Raw genomic sequence first — 20876 nt, 5'->3', positions numbered from 1 at the left:
GATGCAATTTGCTAAAACGTATTTTCAATCTCTCAAATCTTATTCCAAGTCCTTTTGGCTAATGTGTTTGAATGTACTTTTGTTTATCATGAGTTTTAATTTGCTCTTGCCCGAGATGAATGCCTACTTAACAGATCTTGGGGGCGCGGATAAAAAATGGATGATTCTTGGGTTATGGACCATTGCAGCTGCAATAGCAAGACCATTTAGCGGTAAAATTGCCGACAGTATTAGTCGAAAGTCTGTAATGTATTTTGGCGTTTTTGTAAGTGTTATTATCTCATTTCTATATCCTTTTTTTATTACAGTAGGAGGATTTTTAATCCTAAGATTTTTGCATGGTTTCAGTACGGGGTTTCATCCAACAGGAGCAACGGCATTAATTGCGGATGTTGTGCCAAAAGGGAAAAGGGGAGAAGCAATGGGTATTTTTGGCGTGACCGTTAGTATTGGATTCAGTCTTGGTCAAGCAATTGGCAGTCCTATTAAAATAGCTTTCGGAACGGATGGATTGTTTTATGCCTCAGGTATTATGGGGATTTTATCCTTATTGTTTTTATTAAAAGCAAAGGAAGAGAAGATTAATGTAGGGCCTGTTCGCGTTCCCGTTTACAAGCGTATTATTCCAAGATTAAACGAAATTATCGCTCCTGAGGTCATTCAACCATCATTAATAATGTTTGTGACAGCGATGTGTTCGGGTATTTACATGATGATTGTTCCAGATATTAGTGAAAATTTGGGTATGCAGAATAAAGGGTTGTTCTATTTAGTGAATGTCGTTTTTATGATTATTACGCGAATTCTTTCAGGTAGATTTTATGATTTATTTGGTGCAAGGAAAAATTTATACTTAGGGCTTTCATTGATGATTGTTGGTGCGATTGTTACAGGAACGTCTACCACTGTTTTTCAATTTCTATTAAGTTCAATTATTTTTGGTATTGCTGCCAGTATTTGTTCGCCTGCCTTGTTTGCTTGGACAGCTGATTTAGCATTAAAGGAATTCAAAGGAAGAGGTATGGCGACAATGTTTATCGCCTTAGAATTAGGAATAGCATTTGGAGCTTTATGCACCCAAATCATTTATAATAATGACCATAATATGGTGTTAAGTTTATTTATTTTTATGTCAATAATGTGTGTTTTGGGTATTTTTTATTTATATGTTACCCGAAATGTGAAAACAAATCTGTTGAATTAAGTATTTTTGTAGTATGGATAGAAATTATAGTAACGAAGAAGAAGATATAATCTTTGGTGTTCGTGCAGTTATTGAGGCAATTAGAGCAGAACGACCAATTAATAAGATATTGATTCAGCGAGGGATGCAAAAAGATCTTTTCAAAGAATTAAAAGAAGAGTTGGCTGATAAGAAATATAATTTACAATTTGTACCGATTCACAAATTGAATCGTATGACGCGAAAAAATCACCAAGGCGTGATCGCGCATGTATCTCCTATTCATTATCAAGAAATTGCACCAATATTGGATCAATTGTACGAATTAGGTGAAGTTCCTTTGTTTTTAATTCTTGATAGAATTACAGATGTAAGGAATTTTGGAGCGATTGCAAGATCAGCGGAATGTACAGGTGTTCATGCAATAATTATTCCCGATAAGGACAGTGTTTCTGTAACAGGGGATGCTATAAAAACTTCAGCAGGAGCGTTGAATAAAATACCGGTATGTAAAGTTGCTGACCTTAATTCTACTATTCATTATCTACGAGAAAGTGGTGTTCAGATTTTATCGAGTACGGAAAAAACTGATAAATTAGTTTATGAAGCTGACTTAACCGTTCCTTTAGCTGTAGTTATGGGTTCTGAGGAGAATGGTGTAAGTATGAAAATTTTAGCAGATTCTGATATCAAGGCAAAAATTCCAATGGTTGGAACTATTGATTCTTTAAATGTATCTGTTTCGGCTGGAATTATGTTATACGAAGTTACCCGTCAAAGGAATCTTGAATAGTGGATTTTGTTCGAAAGAATATAGCCATTATTTTAATTATCGCGATAGGATTTATATTGCGTTTTTCTATTTCAATTATACATTCTTATTCGAGTGATGAGTTAAGTGCCATTACTCGATTAGAACTTTTTTCAGGAGAAGATTTTTTTGAGCAAGGCGTCAAAGTTGGAGATATGCATCCGGCAGGTGTGCAAGTTTTTCTTAAAGGATGGTCGAGTGTTTTTGGAACCAGTGAAGGATTTTTGCGATTTCCATTTGTAGTGTTCGGCTCATTATCAATTTGGTTACTTTATTTATTGGGCAATCGATGGTTCGATAAAAGAACAGCAATAATAGCTTCGGGCTTTTTAGCTTTTCTTTATTTTCCCATTCTAAATTCAGAATTTGCCAGGCCGTATAGTATAGGACTATTATTGACATTACTTACTGTTTATTTCTGGCAGAAGGTACTTTTTAATCAAGAGAAGAAGTTGTTAAATGCAATAGTTTTAGGATTGTGTTTTGTGGCGAGTATGTATGTCCATTATTTTCAATTTATAGTTGTTGCTTCAATTGGAGTGATTGGTTTGTTTTATATCAATAGGACGAATTATAAGTATTATATACTCGGTTCTGTTATCGGAATAATTTTGTTTATTCCGCACATTCCAATTACAATTTACCATTTAAATGTAGGTGGATTACAATGGCTCGCTCCTCCGGGATACAGTTGGTTCTTCGAATTTATTTTTCACGTTTTCAATTCCTCTTGGTGGGTTTTAGGTTTAGTGATTGTATTGCTAATTATAGGATTATACAATAAAAAAGCAGTCGAATCAATTCAAAACAGGCAAGAATTTATTCCAATTGCAATATTTATGCTCACCTTTCTAATTGGATTTCTGCTTTCTTATATTGTAACGCCGGTCCTAAAATTTCCAGTAATGCTATTTGTCTTGCCCTTTTTATTCTTGGTGATAGCAAAGTTTATTAGACGAATTCCATCTTTTAATATTGTGTTAGTTGTATTATTTACCGGTATAATTTTATCCACTGTTTTCGAAAAACAATTATACGGCAATAACCATTTTGGTCTTTTTAAAGAGACTTCAGATATTATTATTGATTGGGAGAAAACCTATGGGAGTGACAATATTTATAAAATTGTAAATACAAGTAACGGTAGTTATTTGAATTTTTATGCAGAACAAAGAGGTGAACATATCGATTTTGATTGGACGGCTTTGGATTATGGTGATGTTCCGGCCATACGAAAAGCGTTATTAAATATAGACGAAGATTATTGTGTTGTAGGTTATTCAGCAAGGCATACTTTGCCGCAATTGTATGAAACTGTGAAGGAGTTTTATCCAAATATCATTGCGGGTTATGTATTTAATAATTCGGCCATCTTCTTGCTGGGTAAGGGTGCGTCAAATACGGAACAAAATTTATTGGCAGAATTTTCATTAAGTGGAGATTTAAGAGGGAATTGGGTTTTTGATAAAGGGAATGTAAAAACAAATCAAGAAGGAGCATTGGTTTATCTTTTAGCTGATGATGTAATTTATGGGCCTGAGTATGTTTTTAAGTTAACAGATATACCTTCAATTTCGGATTATTATATAAAGGTGGTTGTTGAAGCGGATATAGAATCTGAAGGGCAGTTGACTGCGGCATTTTCTGCTAATAGAGGAGGTGCAGTTGTCCAATTTAATGGAGAGAATTATTGGAAAGGATTTGATTTAGAGCCGGCCTTATTAACTAATAAATCTAAGCAAGGTATTTTTGTATTTATGGTTGAACCAATTTTTAAACAAACCGATGAACTTAAATTGAGTTTGTGGAATAGGAATGGTTTAAATGTTGAAATAGAAAATATTAAAGTCTATCTTGTCAAGAATAATTGGAATTAAATATAAAAATATGAAGTTGAATGTTTTCTTTTTACTGTTACTTATTCTCAATATTGGTTATGCAAATGAAGATTCGACTTTTGTAAAAAAGATTTATAATGAGGCCTTAGTAAAAGGAGAAGCTTATAATAATTTACGTGTTTTATGTAAAGATATTGGTGCGCGATTAACGGGTTCGGCTGAGGCAGCCATGGCAATTGAGTGGGCTGAAAATCTACTCGAATCTTATGCTTTTGACAATGTTTACCTTCAAGAAATAAAGGTACCACATTGGGAGCGAGGAACAAAAGAGGCGGGTTGGATAATCAATGCGGAGCAGAAAATATCAAAGCTTGACATGTTGGCTTTAGGAGGGTCTGTTGGGACAGGAGGTTTAATAGAAGGAGAAGTAATTAAAGTTGAATCAATAGAAGAATTAAATCAATTATCTGATCAGGAAGTAGACGGAAAAATAGTCTTTTTTAATCGGCCATTCGATCAGAAGATGATCAATATGTTTAAAGCCTATGGCGCATGTGTTGATCAAAGATGGGCAGGAACAAGTGAAGCATCAAAGAAAAACGCAAAAGCTGTCGTAATCCGATCTTTAGCGAGTAATACAGATGGTCATCCTCATACAGGATCTATGCATTATGAAGATGGTGTAATTCAAATTCCAGGCGCAGCAATTAGTCCTAATGATGCTGATGATTTAGTGGAATGGTTGACTAAAGGAAAAGTTACCTTACGTATGGAGATGGATTGTAAAACCTTTGCTGATGTGACATCTTATAATGTAATTGCAGAATTTAAAGGAAGCGAAGACGATAAAATTATAACTATCGGAGCGCATTTAGATTCTTGGGATGTTGGAGAGGGAGCGCATGATGATGGCGCAGGCGTTGTGCAATGTATTGAAGCTTTTAGAATCTTGAAAAAATTAGGTTATCGTCCGAATCACACATTGAGATGCGTTTTATTTATGAACGAGGAGAATGGTAATTTTGGTGGAAAAAGCTATGCTGAAATCGCGGTTGAGAATAGTGAAGAACATATTTGTGCGATTGAAACGGATAGAGGAGGTTTTTTGCCGATGGGATTTGATGTTGTAGGCTCTGATGAGCAATTGGAATTTATTAGAGAGATCACTGGGGATCTAAAGCCTTATGATTTATTGAAGTTTAACCATGGATACGGTGGGGTTGATATAGGTCCATTAAGACAATATTTCCCAACGATGATTCAGTTAGGGTTGAATGTTAATTCACAAGCATATTTTGATTTTCATCATTCAGCTGCAGATGTATTTGAAACCGTTCACCAAAGGGAATTAGCATTAGGTGCAGCAGCTATGGGAGCAATGCTTTATTTGATGGACAGAAATCTTTAATTGACGGATTAGTCAATATTTAAACGGTATTTTTTAAAGAATACGTCCCAATCCCAAATAAAATTATTCAAAATTTCATCCATTCTTTTAAGAAATAGAGGGTTAGGAGTCGTGAGTGATTTGAAATAATCTTCTTGGTGATCGTTCAAATTAAACTTATGGAATACGGCTTTAGACATGCCGTAAAGAGTGTTTTTTGATGGATGATTTACGCGAGAAACGAATTGATCTAATTCACCGATCATTTTCTCAAAATCATATTCATTCATTTCGTAAATATTGGCAAATTTCTGAATGATATGTTGGCGTATCTCTTTCGCTTCAACAGGATTGAAGTGTTGATCTAAAAATCGCAAATTACCAACTAGAACGATAAATAAAAACTGATCATTTGACCCTGGTTTAATTGTCGGTTCGGTTATAAAAGCTGCATCTGTTAAAATGAGTTGCGTAACTTCTTCGTAGCCTTGATCCGTAGCCTCTATAATTGCATTGACAAAGACATTGGCTAATGTATTTGAATTGAGTTTTCTTTTTATAAGTCGTCCAAGCATAAGAGGGTGTCTTTTCTGACTACGAAAGTAGCCGATAAATTGGCTTGGATAACCCCGTGTTCATTTTAGTTTTCCACAAATGAAAGTTGAGACTACCGCTTATTCTATGCCTAGAATCTTAGCTTGTTCGAACATATACGTATAGGCCTCATCATAATTATTTCGAATTTTACCATCAAGAATGGCTTCTTTTATTTCGTTTTTTATGATACCCACAGTTTTACAAGGCTCAAGTTTAAAAGTCGACATAATTTCTTCACCTGAAATAGGAGGTTGAAAATTACGAATATTGTCTTTCTCTTCAACTTCTTTAAGTTTAGTTCTGACCTTTTGGAAATTTTTTCTAAACTTTTGTACTTTAAATTCATTCTTTGAAGTGATGTCAGCGTTGCAAAGCGTCATTAAGTCGTCCACATCATCACCGGCCTCAAAAAGCAATCTACGGATAGCGGTATCTGTTACATTACCGTTGACAAGTGCAATTGGCCTTAGGTGCAAGCGAACGAGTTTTTGAACATATTTCATTTTATGATCAAGTGGCAATTTCATTCGTTTGAAAATACCGGCCGTCATTCTAGCACCAACATCTTCATGCCCATGAAAACTCCATCCAATTTTTGGCGTAAACCTTTTTGTTCGAGGTTTGGCAATATCATGCATAATTGCGGCCCATCTCAGCCATAAATCATCTGTATTTTCAGAGATATTGTCAAGCACTTCAAGGGTATGATAAAAATTATCTTTATGTCCCATATTATTGATGATTTCTACTCCATGCAAATCAACCATTTCCGGGAAAAATTCATGTAAAAGTTTAGAATCAAACAGTAATTTAAATCCTTTAGAAGGGACTTTGGAAGCGATAATTTTATTGAGTTCAGTAGTGATACGTTCTTGAGAAATAATTCTTAAGCGCTTTACATTATTTGTTATCGATTCAAATGAATTTTTTTCTATTCTGAAATTCAGTTGACTTGCAAATCTAATTGCTCTCAACATTCTAAGTGGATCATCAGAATAAGTTTGATCAGGATCGAGAGGTGTTCGAATAATTTTATTCTTCAAATCATCTATTCCGTTAAACGGATCAAGTAATTCTCCAAAGCTACTTGTATTTAGGCTAATTGCAAGTGCATTAATTGTGAAATCTCTTCTGTTTTGATCATCTTGTAAACGACCATTTTCAACAATAGGCTTACGCGATTCGGTCTGATAAGATTCTTTACGAGCCCCAACAAATTCGATTTCTAAATCGTTATAAGTGAAAGCAGCGGTTCCGTAATTTTTATAATACGCAACATTTCTTACTCCTAATTTTTTTGCAACTAATTCAGCCATTTCCAAACCATCTCCTAAAACAACAATATCAATATCATTTGAAGGCCGTTTAAGAATTAGATCACGTACGAAGCCACCAATAACAAAAGACGATATACCTTTTGATTTCGATACTTCAGAAACTGTCGAAAAAATAGTGTGGGAAAGATGCGTTTTTAAATTCAATTTATTTTCGGATTATGGCAACTTCACCGTTGCTGCCAATTTTAATAATTTGCGATGGTTTAAAATTTTTGTTTTCGAGAGGTAAATTTACTATATAATCAACATTATTTTTAATATCATCGCTTAAATTTTCAAAATCACCTGGGTATCTTACATTAGAAATATTAGCTGAAGTGGAGATTAAACCGGACTTAGTTTTAAACATAAGCTTTTTGCAAAAGTCATTTTTGGTTAATCGAATAGCAATACTACCATCCGGACCCAATACTTGTGGGGCTACAAATTGACCTTTAGGGTATACAATTGTTAGCGGCTCAGTTGCAAAATCAATCAAGTCATAACAAACTTCAGGAATTTCTTTTACGTATCGCTGCAAGAGTGCTTCGTTTGGAACGAGTACAATAAGGCTTTTATCAGCCGTTCTCTTTTTAATCTCACAAATTTTTTGAACGGCTTTTTCATTTCTAGGGTCGCAACCCAATCCCCAAATTGTATCTGTTGGATATAGGATAACACCTCCTGATTGAATGATCTCTGCGGCTTTTTCAATGACTTCTTTCACTCAGCAAAAATAGCTATTCGTCATTAATTTAAGGATAGAAAATTAAAATTTATAGCAATAACCTGTATTGAATTAGATCAAATGCTTACAGCTGCTTCTAATTTTCTTTGATAAGGTAAAGATTTTGAGGTGTAGTTACCGAATTTTAATAAAAAAAAGACCACTCTAAATTTAATTAGAATGGTCTTTATGAATCAATATTAAAACTATTTAGTTCTTTACAAACTTCATTGTTGAAGTCTTTCCTTCTTTTATTGCTTCGATAAAATAAATTCCATTTTCATAAGAATTCAAATTTAGTTTAACAATTTCTGTAGGGTTATTTAATGTATTAACGATTTGACCAACACTGTTGCGAACGATTAATTGCTCAGTACCAAATTCAGTATTTACAGTTAAGTTACCTGTGTTAGAAGGGTTAGGATAGATAGAAAGCGCAACACCTTGTTCAGCATATTCAGCTATTCCAGCACCTTCAGTAATTTCATTATTACTATAAACGGCAGTAAATCCAAAGTCTCCAGCAACACCTAAAGCAGCATCTACTTTTGCATATATGAATACAGGCATGTCAGAACCTTCAGCATAATAAACATAAGAATCACGTGTAATTGTAATAGTAACACCAAAAACAACTACAAACCCTTCTGATTCTTCAACTGTATGAACTCTAACAACATCAGTATAAGTTACGTCACCAACAATTAATGTTCCTGTTCCATCTACGTTTACACTTGCATCTCCAGTTATATCAACTTCACCAGCTAAAGGAAGAATAGCTCTACCTTCTAAATCGTCAGTATAAGAAACACCAAAATCCATTGGGAATTTTGCTGAAACAAGTGGATCTACATCATAGGCAATGATAAAATCATTTTCAATTTCTTGAAAAACGAAACCGTATACAATTACTTCTTCTTCAACGTCATCATTTGAGAAAAATGTATAAACACTATTTTCAAATAATTCACAATAATTAGCATCTGGATAATACGTGTCGAAATCACTTGCCGATCTGTCTATAATATTATTATCATTAGCCTCAGTATCCACAGCTCCAATAGTGCTGTAATCCCAAGTAACACCAGTTCCAACAACTGCAGCAAGATTTACGGCATTACTATCTAAAACATAATAAGTGTTCATGTCACCAGTTGAAAGAGTGTCATCAATATCATAAGACTGAGCCATACTGCTCAAGCCAAAACAAATTCCAAGCAAAAGTAAAGGTGTTTTCATAATTTTCGTATTATTTTTGTTAAATCAATATTTTTGAGTATCACGAAGATACAACTTTTACAACGAATAATTTCAATTTTTGGTTGGGTTTAGATGAAAAAAAAGGCAATATTAGTATGTATCAGCGTTGTTCTATTGTCAATCTTTTTTGCGTTTAAAATCACACATCTAAGATTTGACTATGATTTCGAGGCATTTTTTGATCCAAACGATGCAGGCACGCAGTATTTTAATGATCATAGAAAACGTTTTGAAACAGATAACGATTTCGTTTTGATCTCTTTAGATAATAGTAGTGGGGTTTTTGATCAAGATTTTTTGGAGCGGGTAGACCAACTCTCAGATGAGTTAGAAAAAGACAGTTTAATAACGGGAATTCAATCAATCACAAAAATGATTGAATTCAGAAAAACACCTTTCTCTAAAGCCTTATTTAAACAGCCTTATATTGATATTGATTCACCTTCAACGTATAGTGACGATTCGTTGAGAATAATTTCGCACCCAGAAGCAAGTATTTTTTTGCGTAAAGATGCAAAGGCTGTACTTATTTTTGTTAAGCATGCTCCTTATTTGTCAAAAAATAAATGTGATCAATTAAAAGAAAGTCTTTTTACTGCAATTAATTCGTATGGATTTGATGATTATAAGTTAGCTGGTAGAGCGGTAGGCTTGGGTATTTATATCGATCTGATGATGAATGAAACGCTACTTTTCGTTGGACTTTCGATTTTATTGGTGTTATTCGTTTTAGCATTTAGTTTTCGATCGCTTTGGGGAATTATAGTACCGCTTACAATCGTGTTGTTTTCAATGTTCTGGACAGTTGGTATCATGGCTGCTTTAGGGCAACCTTTTAATTTGGTGTTAACCGTTCTTCCCTCAATTATTTTCGTTGTTGCCATGTCTGATGTAATTCATCTTGTTACTAAATATATAGATGAATTGCGCCTAGGAACAAGTAAAACGAACGCCATTAAAATTGCATATAAAGAAATAGGTTTTGCGACTTTATTGACTTCAGCAACAACAGTAATTGGCTTTCTCTCACTTTTAACTGTGAATATGAAACCCATTCAAGCTTTTGGTATTTATACATCGATAGGAGTGGTGGTAGCTTTTGTATTGGCATATACATTACTACCGGCATTATTGGTGCTTACAAAGGCTCCTATGATATCAATGAAAGACTTTAAAGAGAATATTTGGTATCCTATTTTACATCGTATGTACAGGTTTGTATTGGTGAAATATAAGCTAATTGTCATTGTATTCATTGGATTAATAGGTATGGCAATTGTTGGGGTTTCTAAAATGGAGAATAACTATTTTCTATTGGAAGATTTGCGACCGGAGCATCAGTTGCGAAAAGACTATAACTATTTTGATAAAGAATTCATGGGCTTACGTCCTGTTGAAGTCTCAATTCATGTCAAGAATCCATCAGACAGTATAACAAATTATAAGTTACTAACTGAAATAAATAAACTCAGTGATTTTTTGCAAGAGGATTATGGTTTAAGACAAACATTTTCCATCATTCAAGCTTTAAAAATTGCGAACCGTATTGAGTATGGTGGACAGCTGAAATATTATAAATTTCCAGATGAACAGTCTACCCAGTCGTATTTAACTCAGTTTAAAAAGTATGATAGAACTGGGCAATACAATTTGATGATCGATTCATCTGGAAAGTATGCACGAATTTCAAGTACTATTGGCGATGTAGGGATGTATGAAATTCGAGAAAAAAATACGCGATTAAATCAATTTATTTCAGCAGAGATAAATACTGATTTAATAGATGTGCAGCTTACAGGTACAGGTCATTTATTGGATAAGAATATGAATAATTTATCCAATAAATTAGCGCAGGGATTATTGATTGCAGTACTTATTGTCTCATTAATTATGGGCTTCTTGTACCGTTCAATTAAAATGGTTTTGATTGCTATAATTCCCAATATTTTACCCTTATTATTTTTAGGTGCAATTATGGGATATTATGGAATTGATTTAAAAGTATCAACGGCTATCATCTTTACCATTTCATTTGGTATAGCGGTCGATGATACGATTCATTTTATGAGTAAGTTGAAATTAGAATTAAATAAAGGTAAAAGCTTTGTTTATGCTTTAAAACGAACCTATTTATCCACTGGTAGAGCAATTATTATTACAACACTTATTCTTTGTTCGGGCTTTTTAATGTTGATCTTTTCTGATTTTTTAGGAACTTTTTATGTAGGCCTTTTAATCAGTTTAACCTTGTTTTTCGCGTTATTGGCAGACCTGCTTATTTTGCCTGCATTATTGCTTTTATTTCCGCTTAGTACACAGAAGAAAGAGGGGGCAGTTGAATCAGGTTTTGAGGATTGATTAAATCATTCGTTCTTGTAATCGGATATTGATTGATAGTCGGTTCGAAATGTTCGGATTGGGTATATAAATAGTACAATTGCGCATGACTATTTTGTGCAAATGCCTCATCATTTTTACGTTTTTCATTTAACGAATCCAAAAGGGCTGGATTTTCAATTAACATGGTCTCCGCTTCGTCTTCAAAAACATAAGCTGAAAACCCTTCTTTTCTTTGTAAAACACCATCGAAATAATTCCAAGAAAAATAACTGTCGACCGCCTGGGGTTCTAATGTCTCAATGATGAATCGAGATTTGTTATCAGTAAGGGGAATGACATAGTCACCTTTTATATAGGTCTTTGATTTAGAGCTGTTTCTAACAGTTTGGTTGTAATGTAAATAATGTCCTTCGTATGGGAATGATACGGTTTCGAAAGTCTTTATATAGGCTACACTGACATTGAGTAAAACGTCTTCTGTTAGCTGATAAACATTGACATTATTTGCCTGTAAAAGCTGCACTATTTTTGAATAGGCTTGAGGAATGATATAATAATTTGACTTTTCTATTTGATGAGAACTATTGTATTCATTACAGAACCGTATATATTTTTTAAAGGGTTGATTTTGATCATAAAATAAACGATCGAGATGTGTGACTTCACTTTTTTTGTAGATTGCTTTGTATCCGGCGAATAGTATAGAGTCTGATTTTGTTTGATCTAATGTCCAATTTAAAGGAAAGACTTTTTGATTTTTAATGCTGTTATTGGCTTTAATTTTAGTGTCTTTCAAGAGCTTCTCATTGTTCGACATATAATCAAGCATTATTTTAATGAATTGATAGGTAGACTCGACGCGCTTATGGTATGGTTTTAACATATGCGCTTCAGTAACATAACTTATGGTGTTAAATAGATTGGTATATCCAGTAGAGTATCTCGGAGTTTCTAAAAATCCAACTAATCCTTCATCAGGAATACTTTTTATTGTGTTTACGTATGGTGTCATTGGGTAACCTGCCAATTCCATTTTTTTATATAAGTATGGATTTAGACTATTCATTGTGAGGTCAGAAATATGCGGATTCATTTTATCTTTTTGACTTGTGATTAAAGTCATTATATATTGATAATCTGCTCCGTTTGAAGTATGTGTGTCTATAAAAACGGCAGGCGCCAAAGAATGAAAAATTCGATAAAAAGTTTTCGTGTTTTTGCTATCAGCTTTAATAAAGTCTCTGTTTAAATCTAAATTTTGTGCATTCCCTCTAAAGCCATATTCGTTTGGTCCATTTTGATTGGCACGACTGCAGCAACCTCTATTGTGTGCACCACCTACATTGTACATTGGAATGATTGCTAAGGTTAAATTAGATGGGATGGATTTAGGGTGCGCCAATAATTCCTCAATTAGTTTTATACAAGCATCTACACCACATGGTTCACCAGGGTGGATGGCATTGTTTATTAAAATTACATTTTGATTGGTGATGTATTTAGGAGTAAAATTACCTGCTCGATTTAATAAGAAAAGTTGAATATCCTTTCCATAGTCTGAAGGACCTGCATTAATCAATTTACAGTATTCAGGACTTTGATTGGCAAAGTTTGTATATATGCTGGCCGTCTCCTCGTATGTATAAGTCTTGTTTTCTTTATAGTTGGTGTGAGTTTGAGTTATTCCATTAAAAGCAATGAAAATAAATAAGGATAAAAGGTACTTCATGTTTGTTTTTCTTATCCCCTAAAAGTAAGCTTAATCTATTTCAGATAGCTCATTTTTGATGCGAATAAATTTATAAACCATTTTATAATCATCAAAATTGTTAACCATCATGAATTCGTTTACTGAATTCATTTCGATAGTATACGACTCCGTTGCATTGATCGATAATTTTTCATTTGCTGATTCAAAGACAAATTCATTTGATGTAGTCTGGCCGTCTTCTGTTATTTGCAAACTACCTGTAGAAATTTCGGTATCCAAAGAATTTGGGATAAAATTATAAGTAATTTGACTATGGATTTCATTCGCACCGCTAAGGGAGTTATTCTTGTACATTTCAATTGATTTGAGTTCCCAGGATCCGTGTAAACTGAAATCATTTTTATTGGTCATTATAAATTGAAACGGTATTAATAAGTAAATCAAGTACATAATGTTTAAGTTTTAAACAAAAGTACATAATGGGTACCCCTTCAATAAATTGAAAACCGCAAAGAAAATTTACTTATTGCGAAAAGCGCAAATTGTTTTTTAGTATTAAATCGTTTCGTTTTTTGGCATTTTCTTTTTGCCAAACCACTCAATGGTAATAATTAAAGCAAAACCAACAATTGCAAATAGAATTGCATAAATTAATAGAGATTCTGTATTATTAAGCGTGGCGAAATGTGCTGGCGAAATATTCTGTTGAACTAAAGGAACAATCTCTTCGTTGGCTTCACCGGGGTGTTTAATAAAAGAAGTAATTGTTTCTTTCCAAGGCCAAATTTTATTTAAAGAACCAATAAGAAATCCTGTCAAAATTGCAATGGTGAGGTTTAATGCTTTTTTGAAAAGCCAATTTAGTCCTTTAGCAAAGGTTATAAGTCCAATTAAACAGCCTAAAGCAAAAACGGCAATTATAATACCATTGTCGACAACTAGCGGCCAAGCAGATTCTTTAAGAGCAGATATTGCTCCACTTACTGCACCAAGTACAGTAGTATACGCTCCTAAAAGGAGTAAGATAAAACTCCCAGAAATACCGGGTAGGATCATTGCACAAATAGCGATAGAACCTGAAATAAATATATAAAGCAGATTAGTACTTTCTGCAGAAGGAGTAATTCCAGTAATTAAATAAGCGACTAAAGTTCCACCTATTAGACCTAAGATGGTTTTTGGATTCCATTTTTCCACAGTTTTTCCAACCAGCCAAACAGAAGCGAGTATTAAACCAAAAAAGAATGACCAAAGTTGTATAGGATAGGTTTCTAAAAGGAATTCAATAAAAATAGCAAGCGAAGCTATACTGATAAGAATACCAGCAAAGAGGGAGAAAAGGAAATTAAAATTTCCAATTTTCCACATGGCTTTAAATCCGTCTTTACGCCAAGTTCGAATTAAGCCGAAATTCAAATTACTAATTGTTTCTAGTAATTCTTCGTAAATACCTGTAATAAAAGCAATCGTTCCTCCTGAAACTCCGGGTACAACATCAGCAGCACCCATCGCAATTCCACGAAGACCAACTCCAAAAAGACTATTCTTCTTCGTCATCGTCAGATGCTTGTTGTTTTAGGGATTTACCAATTTCTTCAGGTAAGAAGTCGAAGAAAGTATCACCTCTTAGTCCTAATCTTAAACATTCCAAAGGAATTACTTCGTTAGGTGCAATGTTTCCGAGGTTTACATTGGCTCCGAAAAGGCGAATAAACCAAACTTGTTGTTTTTTTATAGGCGCTTCCCAAAGAATACTATTAGGATCTATTTTTGAAATGATTTTATTGATCAAATAAGTATGAGCAGTTCCGTTTGGTCTAAATACGCCAACATTACCACTTTCACGACCTTCAGCAATTACTTTCCATGACCCTGCTTCAAGCTCAGTACTCATCATCTTAATCCATTTATTTGGACTAATGATAATTCCTGCATCTTTCGATCCAACTTCAGACATTACGGTTCTGTCCTTGGCAAGTTTTGAAATATATTTTAGTTTTTCATCGTGATCAATGATTATTGATCCATCAGAAACCTCACAAAGATCTAGGTCGTATTTATCTAATAACCGTCTAAAATCGTTGAATTTTTTACGCGCTATAAATAATTCGAAAAGTGTACCTCCAAAATACGGACGAATGCCAGCACTTTTGTACAGTTTTATCTTTTCCTCAAGGTTATTTGTTACATAAGCCGTTCCAAAACCAAATTTAGCGATGTCAGTAAACTCACCGTTCGCTTCAATAAAGTTTTCAACTTCTCGTAAACTAAGCCCTTTATCCATCATCATGGTTAGGCCAGACTCTCGAGGTTTGGTCCCTCTTTTAGGGACATATGTTAAATTAAAATTTTTACTCATTGGTTTTCAATTATCTGCGCGAAATCAGCAATATTTTCTGCTTCTGGCAGGTATAAAAGTAATGTTTTTGCTGAGTTTGGATCAATTAAAAACTCTTTTTTAAAGAGTAATAGGCTTTCCATTTTCTTTCCTGTTTTCCATAGAATGGAAGATAAGAACAGTCGTACGCTGCTATCAAGGCTCTTAATGTTTTCAAAATTAAGAATAAAGTCGAGAGCTTCACTCAGGCTAAATTCAGCTTTTATTTGTCCTAGAAGTACAATTGCTTCACTATAAGTAGGGTCTAATTGTAAGGCCCGCTCTAATTGTGTTTCAGCTTCGGTTAACCGTTCTAGTTTGAATAGTGCTTCTCCTAGAACCACTCTAAAATTGGCGTTTTCGGGCTGAAGTGTAACTGCTTGTTGCAGGTAGCTAATCGCTTGATGCGTATCGTCCTTTAAATCGTGAATAATTCCAATTCCTAACCAAGGTTCAGCTAAGCTTGGATTGAGATCTTTACTCTTTTCGTAATATTTTAAAGCTTCGTCGTAACGTTCTAATCGTTCGTAAGCTTCAGCCAAATAACTTATTGTTAAGGCATCATCACCGTCAATTTCGACGCATTTCTGATATGCTTCTAAAGCTTTGTCAAACTCTTGAATTTGCATATAAGTATTACCCATATTAAAATGAGCTGATGCAAATTCTTCATTAATTACAATGGCGTAGTCATAAGCCCATAAAGCTTTCTCGATATTGTTTTTCAAGAAATAGATATTTCCTAAATTATACCAAGCTGTGAAAGAGTAAGGGTTATTATCAATGTACTTATTGTAGAAAGTTATACACTTGTCAAAATTACCGATACGTTCGTAACAGTATGCAATCTCGTATATGGCTGCTTCATTTTGAGGATTATTCTCTAGAATTTCAGACAATACTTTAATTGCACTTTGATAGTTGTGCATATTTTCGTATTCCATTGCTAAATCAAAACGAATATCTTCTAATTCGTCTAGAAATTCGTCATCATTAGACACCTCAATGGCTTTCTCGTAATATTTAATAGCTTTGACATGATCGCGTAATTGACTAAAAACGCTTGCCTTGGTAATGAATATTTCAGCATTAAAAGGATCTATTTTCTCAAGGGACATTAGAATTTGTAAACTTTCTTTAAGTTGTCCGTTGGTTGAATAGATCTGTGCTTTACGTAAATCGTAAATGATATAAGAAGGGTGAAGGTCTTTTGCAATAGCAATAGCCTTCAGCCCTTTCTTTAATTGATTCTTTATTATAAAATGCTCAATTATTTGCTCCAATATCTCAGGATCAAAGTAATAAACATTTTTCGCATTGATCATTTCTTCGTATCGTTTCAACTCTTTGTCAAAACTATCGTCAAAAAATCCATTGTCATCCTCTTCTTCAAACATAATATCTGTTTTACGTCTTAAACAAAAATATAATTATCCTAACGTAAAATTTCGTGCCAAACTGAATGTTATTAACAAGCTTTTGAACAATATATTATTTTCCAGCTCTTTTTCTTTCGTTTTCTTTCAGATAAATTTTTCTAAGTCTGATGCTTTCAGGCGTCAACTCAACATATTCATCTTCTTGAATATATTCTAAAGCTTCTTCCAAAGAAAACAATTTTGGTGGTACAATTCTAACTTTAGCATCCGTACCAGACTTTCTCATGTTTGTAAGTTGTTTTGTTTTAGTAACATTCACAACTAAATCATTTGCTTTACTGTTTTCTCCAATTACTTGACCTTCATAGATAGGTACATTCGGCTCAATAAAGAAACGACCTCTATCTTGTAGGTTATTTAAAGAGAACGGGATACTGTTACCGTTTTCCATTGAAATTAAAGAGCCATTGATTCTACCTGGAATTTCACCTTTAAACGGTTCATATCCAATATATCTATGTGTAACAACAGCTTCACCACCTGTAGATGTTAACATGTAACTTCTCAATCCAATAATACCTCTAGAAGGAATTTTGAATTTACAAATCATACGTTCACCTTTAGGCTCCATACTTACCATTTCACCTTTTCTTTTTGTAACGACATCAATTGCAGTTCCAGAAAAAGATTCAGGTAAATCGATTGTTAAATCCTCAATAGGCTCACATTTTTTACCGTCAATTTCTTTGAAGATAACTTGTGGTTGTCCTACTTGAACTTCATATCCTTCTCTTCGCATTGTCTCTAATAAAACAGACAAGTGCATTACACCTCTACCAAAAACCATCCATTTATCAGCTGTTGAAGTTTGTCCAACTTTTAGTGCCAAGTTTTTTTCTAGTTCTTTTTGCAATCTGTCATGAATATGACGAGATGTCACGAATTTACCTTCTTTACCAAAGAATGGAGAATCGTTAATGGTAAATAACATACTCATTGTCGGTTCGTCAATCGCAATTGATTTTAAAGGCTCAGGGTTTTCAAAGTCACAAATTGAATCACCAATTTCGAATCCTTCAATTCCTGTTACAGCACAGATATCACCAGCTTGAACTGATTCAACCTTACGTTTTTCAATGCCATCAAAGACAAATACTTCGCTAATTTTGTGTTTTTGCAAAGTACCATCTCTTTTTGCAAGCATGATATTTTGATTAGGAGCTAAAGTTCCTCTATTTAATCTACCAATAGCTATTCGTCCGATGAAAGAAGAATAATCTAAAGAAGTAATTAACATTTGTGTATTTCCTTCAGGAATTACAACTGGTGGATAATATTCCAAAATAACATCTAAAATAGTATTGATGCTATCAGTTGGTTTTTTCCAATCTCTACTCATCCAACCATTTTTGGCAGAACCATAAACAGTTTGGAAATCTAATTGATCTTCAGTTGCATCCAATTCGAACATTAATTCGAATACTTTTTCATGTACTTCATCAGGAGTACAATTGTCTTTATCTACTTTATTGATAACCAATAAAGGTTTCAATCCTAGTTCTAAAGCTTTTTGCAAAACGAAACGCGTTTGAGGCATTGGTCCTTCAAAAGCATCAACCAATAAACAAACACCGTCAGCCATGTTTAATACACGCTCAACCTCTCCTCCAAAATCGGAGTGACCAGGAGTATCAATTACATTAATTTTTGTGTCTTTGTAAAAAACAGATACGTTTTTTGAAGTAATGGTAATTCCACGTTCTCTTTCAAGATCGTTGCTATCCATAATTAAATCACCACCAGCATTACCTTTAATTGGGTTTTTACCAGCTTCGATCATTTTGTCTACCAAGGTTGTCTTTCCGTGATCGACGTGTGCAATAATTGCAATATTTCTTATTTCCATTTGTATCTATTGAATCTAGTTATTGTATGATCTTCTACGGCTTCTGTTTCCGCTATTACCGCTATTACCGCGATCTCTGCTTGAACGGTCTCCACCGCTGTTTCTTCTTGATGAAGTTTTTCTACCACCTTTATCAGAATCGCCGCCGCCTTTAGTTTTTTCGATATTCATCGTTTGACCTTCAAAGTCAACTGTTTGCATCTTGCTTAAGATTTTTTCAGTTTCTGATTTATCAGCATCAAAGAATGAGAATTTCTCTAAAATATCAATCTTACCAATTGCTCCTTTGTTCATTCCTGTATTATCAAGTAATAAACGCAATAATGCACCGTGATTGAATCCGTCTTTACGACCTAAAGCAACGAAGAAACGTTGTCTATTTTCGTCATCACGACTATCACTTTTTCCGCCTCTTCTTGATTTGAATCCTTCTTCTCTACCGCCTTTAGACGATTTAGCATTAACATCTTTTACGTTCTCGTAGTAACTTAAAAATTTGTTGAATTCAACTGAAAGGAATTTTTTCAAGACATCTTCTTTCGAAACGTCTTCGAATTGTTCCAGAATAGCTGGCATATATTTTTCAATTCTAGTCGTATCTATTTCCGTATCCGTAATAGATGCAACAGTATTTTGTAATTGAATCATACAAATTTCATCTGGAGAAGGAACTTTTTTCAATTGGAAATCCGAATTGATTATTCTTTCAATACTTTTAATTTTTCTACTTTCTCTAGTATTAATTAAAGCAATTGAAGTTCCTTTTTTACCAGCTCTAGCTGTTCTACCACTTCTATGGGTATAGTTTTCTACATCTTCTGGTAATTGATAATGAATTACGTGTGTAATATCATCTACATCAATACCTCTTGCAGCAACGTCTGTCGCAACTAGTATTTGTAAAGTTTTAGATCTAAATTTATCCATTACACGATCACGTTGTGCTTGTGATAAATCACCGTGTAAAGGTTCTGCATTGTATCCGTTTGCCATTAATTTGTCAGCCACTGCAGCAGTGTCACGACGTGTACGACAAAAGATCAATCCATAAATATTTGGAGAGAAATCAATAATACCTTTTAAAGCAGTATATCTATCTCTTTCGTTTACCACATAATAATGGTGCTCGATATTCTTATTTGTTTCATTCTTACCACCAACAGTGATTTCAAATGGCTCAGTCATGTAGTTCTTTGCGATACGTGCCACTTCTTTTGACATCGTTGCAGAGAATAACCATACATTTTTATGATCTGGAGTTTGTTGGAGGATAGAATCAATATCTTCCTTGAACCCCATGTTAAGCATTTCATCAGCCTCATCAAGTACTACTGTTTCAACTTCCCAAAGCTTAACTTTTTTTCTATTGATAAGATCGACTAAACGACCAGGAGTAGCCACAATAATTTGTGTTCCTCTCTCAATTTGTCTGATTTGCTTACTAATGTCAGTTCCACCGTAAACAGCAGTTACTTTAACATCTCTTAATTTACTTGAGTAAGCATCTAAATCTCTAGCGATTTGAATACATAACTCTCTAGTTGGGCAAATTATTAAACCTTGTGTGTTTTTTGAGCTTGAATCGATCTTGTTAATCAATGGCAATCCAAATGCTGCAGTTTTACCAGTCCCTGTTGATGCAAGACCGATAAGGTCTGAATCATTCTCTAATAAGTAAGGGATTGCTTTTTGTTGAATTGGAGTAGGTGCTTCATAACCCATCTCGCTAATTGCTGAAAGAATGTTGTCTTTCAATCCTAATTCGTTGAATTTCATTCGTTTTTATTTAGTTAATACGTGGCTTAGCTTTGATTCGAATTTCTAAATCCACCATTTAACCGACAATGAATCTTTGCTAAGCTTATTCGTTACTCTTGTTAAGTACAAGAAATTTTGCGCAAAGGTACGTCATTTTTTGTTATTAGCCTAATGTATGTTAATTCTATGCGCTACATCCAGTGGTTTAGCGGATATATTCAACCTTTAAGCGGACGGAATTGTTAAGTTATTATGATAAAAAGGTTATTTTTGCTAGCAGAATTTT

16 protein-coding genes are annotated in these 20876 nt (G+C 33.9%); 5 read left to right on the top strand and 11 right to left on the bottom strand.

Annotated features, from left to right (window positions below; genetic code table 11):
• Position 1: 1 nt before the first annotated feature.
• Genes T367_RS22540 through T367_RS0114475 form a run of 4 tightly spaced genes read left to right on the top strand, consistent with a single transcriptional unit; the run spans position 2 to position 5240 of the window.
• Positions 2 to 1204, top strand: a complete 1203-nt coding sequence (locus T367_RS22540) for an MFS transporter (RefSeq protein WP_072032212.1) — start codon at positions 2 to 4, stop codon at positions 1202 to 1204.
• Positions 1205 to 1217: 13 nt separating this feature from the next.
• The gene (rlmB, locus tag T367_RS0114485) at positions 1218 to 1976 is read left to right on the top strand and encodes a 23S rRNA (guanosine(2251)-2'-O)-methyltransferase RlmB (protein WP_027420495.1); all 759 of its coding nucleotides are present in this window, start codon (positions 1218 to 1220) and stop codon (positions 1974 to 1976) included.
• The gene (locus T367_RS0114480; protein ID WP_027420494.1) at positions 1976 to 3871 is read left to right on the top strand and encodes a glycosyltransferase family 39 protein; all 1896 of its coding nucleotides are present in this window, start codon (positions 1976 to 1978) and stop codon (positions 3869 to 3871) included. Before rlmB ends, T367_RS0114480 begins: the two co-directional genes overlap by 1 nt.
• A gap of 10 nt (positions 3872 to 3881) precedes the next feature.
• On the top strand, positions 3882 to 5240 hold the full coding sequence (locus T367_RS0114475; protein WP_027420493.1) for a M20/M25/M40 family metallo-hydrolase: 1359 nt from the start codon (positions 3882 to 3884) through the stop codon (positions 5238 to 5240).
• Positions 5241 to 5248: 8 nt separating this feature from the next.
• Here the strand turns inward: T367_RS0114475 and T367_RS0114470 are convergent, their stop codons facing one another.
• The 4 genes from T367_RS0114470 to T367_RS0114455 form a co-directional block, all read right to left on the bottom strand.
• Complete coding sequence (locus tag T367_RS0114470) at positions 5249 to 5794, bottom strand: hypothetical protein (protein ID WP_027420492.1); 546 nt, start codon at positions 5792 to 5794, stop codon at positions 5249 to 5251.
• A 99-nt stretch (positions 5795 to 5893) separates the two neighbouring features.
• Positions 5894 to 7297, bottom strand: coding sequence for a CCA tRNA nucleotidyltransferase (locus tag T367_RS0114465; RefSeq protein WP_027420491.1), 1404 nt, complete (start codon positions 7295 to 7297; stop codon positions 5894 to 5896).
• A gap of 1 nt (position 7298) precedes the next feature.
• A complete protein-coding gene (locus tag T367_RS0114460; RefSeq protein ID WP_027420490.1) occupies positions 7299 to 7859 on the bottom strand; it encodes an L-threonylcarbamoyladenylate synthase in 561 nt (186 codons plus the stop codon).
• 210 nt (positions 7860 to 8069) lie between these two features.
• The gene (locus tag T367_RS0114455) at positions 8070 to 9098 is read right to left on the bottom strand and encodes a T9SS type A sorting domain-containing protein (RefSeq protein ID WP_084274440.1); all 1029 of its coding nucleotides are present in this window, start codon (positions 9096 to 9098) and stop codon (positions 8070 to 8072) included.
• Positions 9099 to 9191: 93 nt separating this feature from the next.
• On the opposite strand from T367_RS0114455, the gene T367_RS0114450 reads away from it, so the two are divergent.
• Positions 9192 to 11477, top strand: coding sequence for an efflux RND transporter permease subunit (locus T367_RS0114450; RefSeq protein WP_027420488.1), 2286 nt, complete (start codon positions 9192 to 9194; stop codon positions 11475 to 11477).
• Here the strand turns inward: T367_RS0114450 and T367_RS22535 are convergent.
• From T367_RS22535 to T367_RS22525, 7 genes are all read right to left on the bottom strand, one after another.
• The gene (locus T367_RS22535; RefSeq protein ID WP_051568571.1) at positions 11428 to 13188 is read right to left on the bottom strand and encodes a M14 family zinc carboxypeptidase; all 1761 of its coding nucleotides are present in this window, start codon (positions 13186 to 13188) and stop codon (positions 11428 to 11430) included. The genes T367_RS0114450 and T367_RS22535 overlap by 50 nt on opposite strands.
• A gap of 30 nt (positions 13189 to 13218) precedes the next feature.
• Positions 13219 to 13620, bottom strand: coding sequence for a hypothetical protein (locus T367_RS0114440; RefSeq protein ID WP_157454246.1), 402 nt, complete (start codon positions 13618 to 13620; stop codon positions 13219 to 13221).
• Positions 13621 to 13725: 105 nt separating this feature from the next.
• Positions 13726 to 14727, bottom strand: a complete 1002-nt coding sequence (locus T367_RS0114435) for a DUF368 domain-containing protein (RefSeq protein ID WP_027420486.1) — start codon at positions 14725 to 14727, stop codon at positions 13726 to 13728.
• Positions 14711 to 15529: a phosphosulfolactate synthase gene (locus T367_RS22530; protein WP_035844310.1), complete on the bottom strand. Its 819-nt coding sequence runs from the start codon at positions 15527 to 15529 to the stop codon at positions 14711 to 14713. The genes T367_RS0114435 and T367_RS22530 overlap by 17 nt, the downstream gene beginning before the upstream one ends.
• Positions 15526 to 16944, bottom strand: coding sequence for a tetratricopeptide repeat protein (locus T367_RS0114425; RefSeq protein WP_027420485.1), 1419 nt, complete (start codon positions 16942 to 16944; stop codon positions 15526 to 15528). Before T367_RS0114425 ends, T367_RS22530 begins: the two co-directional genes overlap by 4 nt.
• A 94-nt stretch (positions 16945 to 17038) precedes the next feature.
• Positions 17039 to 18832, bottom strand: coding sequence for a translational GTPase TypA (gene typA, locus T367_RS0114420; protein ID WP_027420484.1), 1794 nt, complete (start codon positions 18830 to 18832; stop codon positions 17039 to 17041).
• Between the two features lie 15 nt (positions 18833 to 18847).
• Positions 18848 to 20608: a DEAD/DEAH box helicase gene (locus tag T367_RS22525; protein WP_051568570.1), complete on the bottom strand. Its 1761-nt coding sequence runs from the start codon at positions 20606 to 20608 to the stop codon at positions 18848 to 18850.
• Between the last annotated feature and the right edge of the window lie 268 nt (positions 20609 to 20876).

This window comes from Crocinitomix catalasitica ATCC 23190, from assembly GCF_000621625.1.
Classification (GTDB): Bacteria; Bacteroidota; Bacteroidia; order Flavobacteriales_D; family Crocinitomicaceae; genus Crocinitomix; species Crocinitomix catalasitica.
Note: the sequence above shows the minus strand (reverse complement) of the source record. Positions and strands in the feature narration are given on the sequence as shown.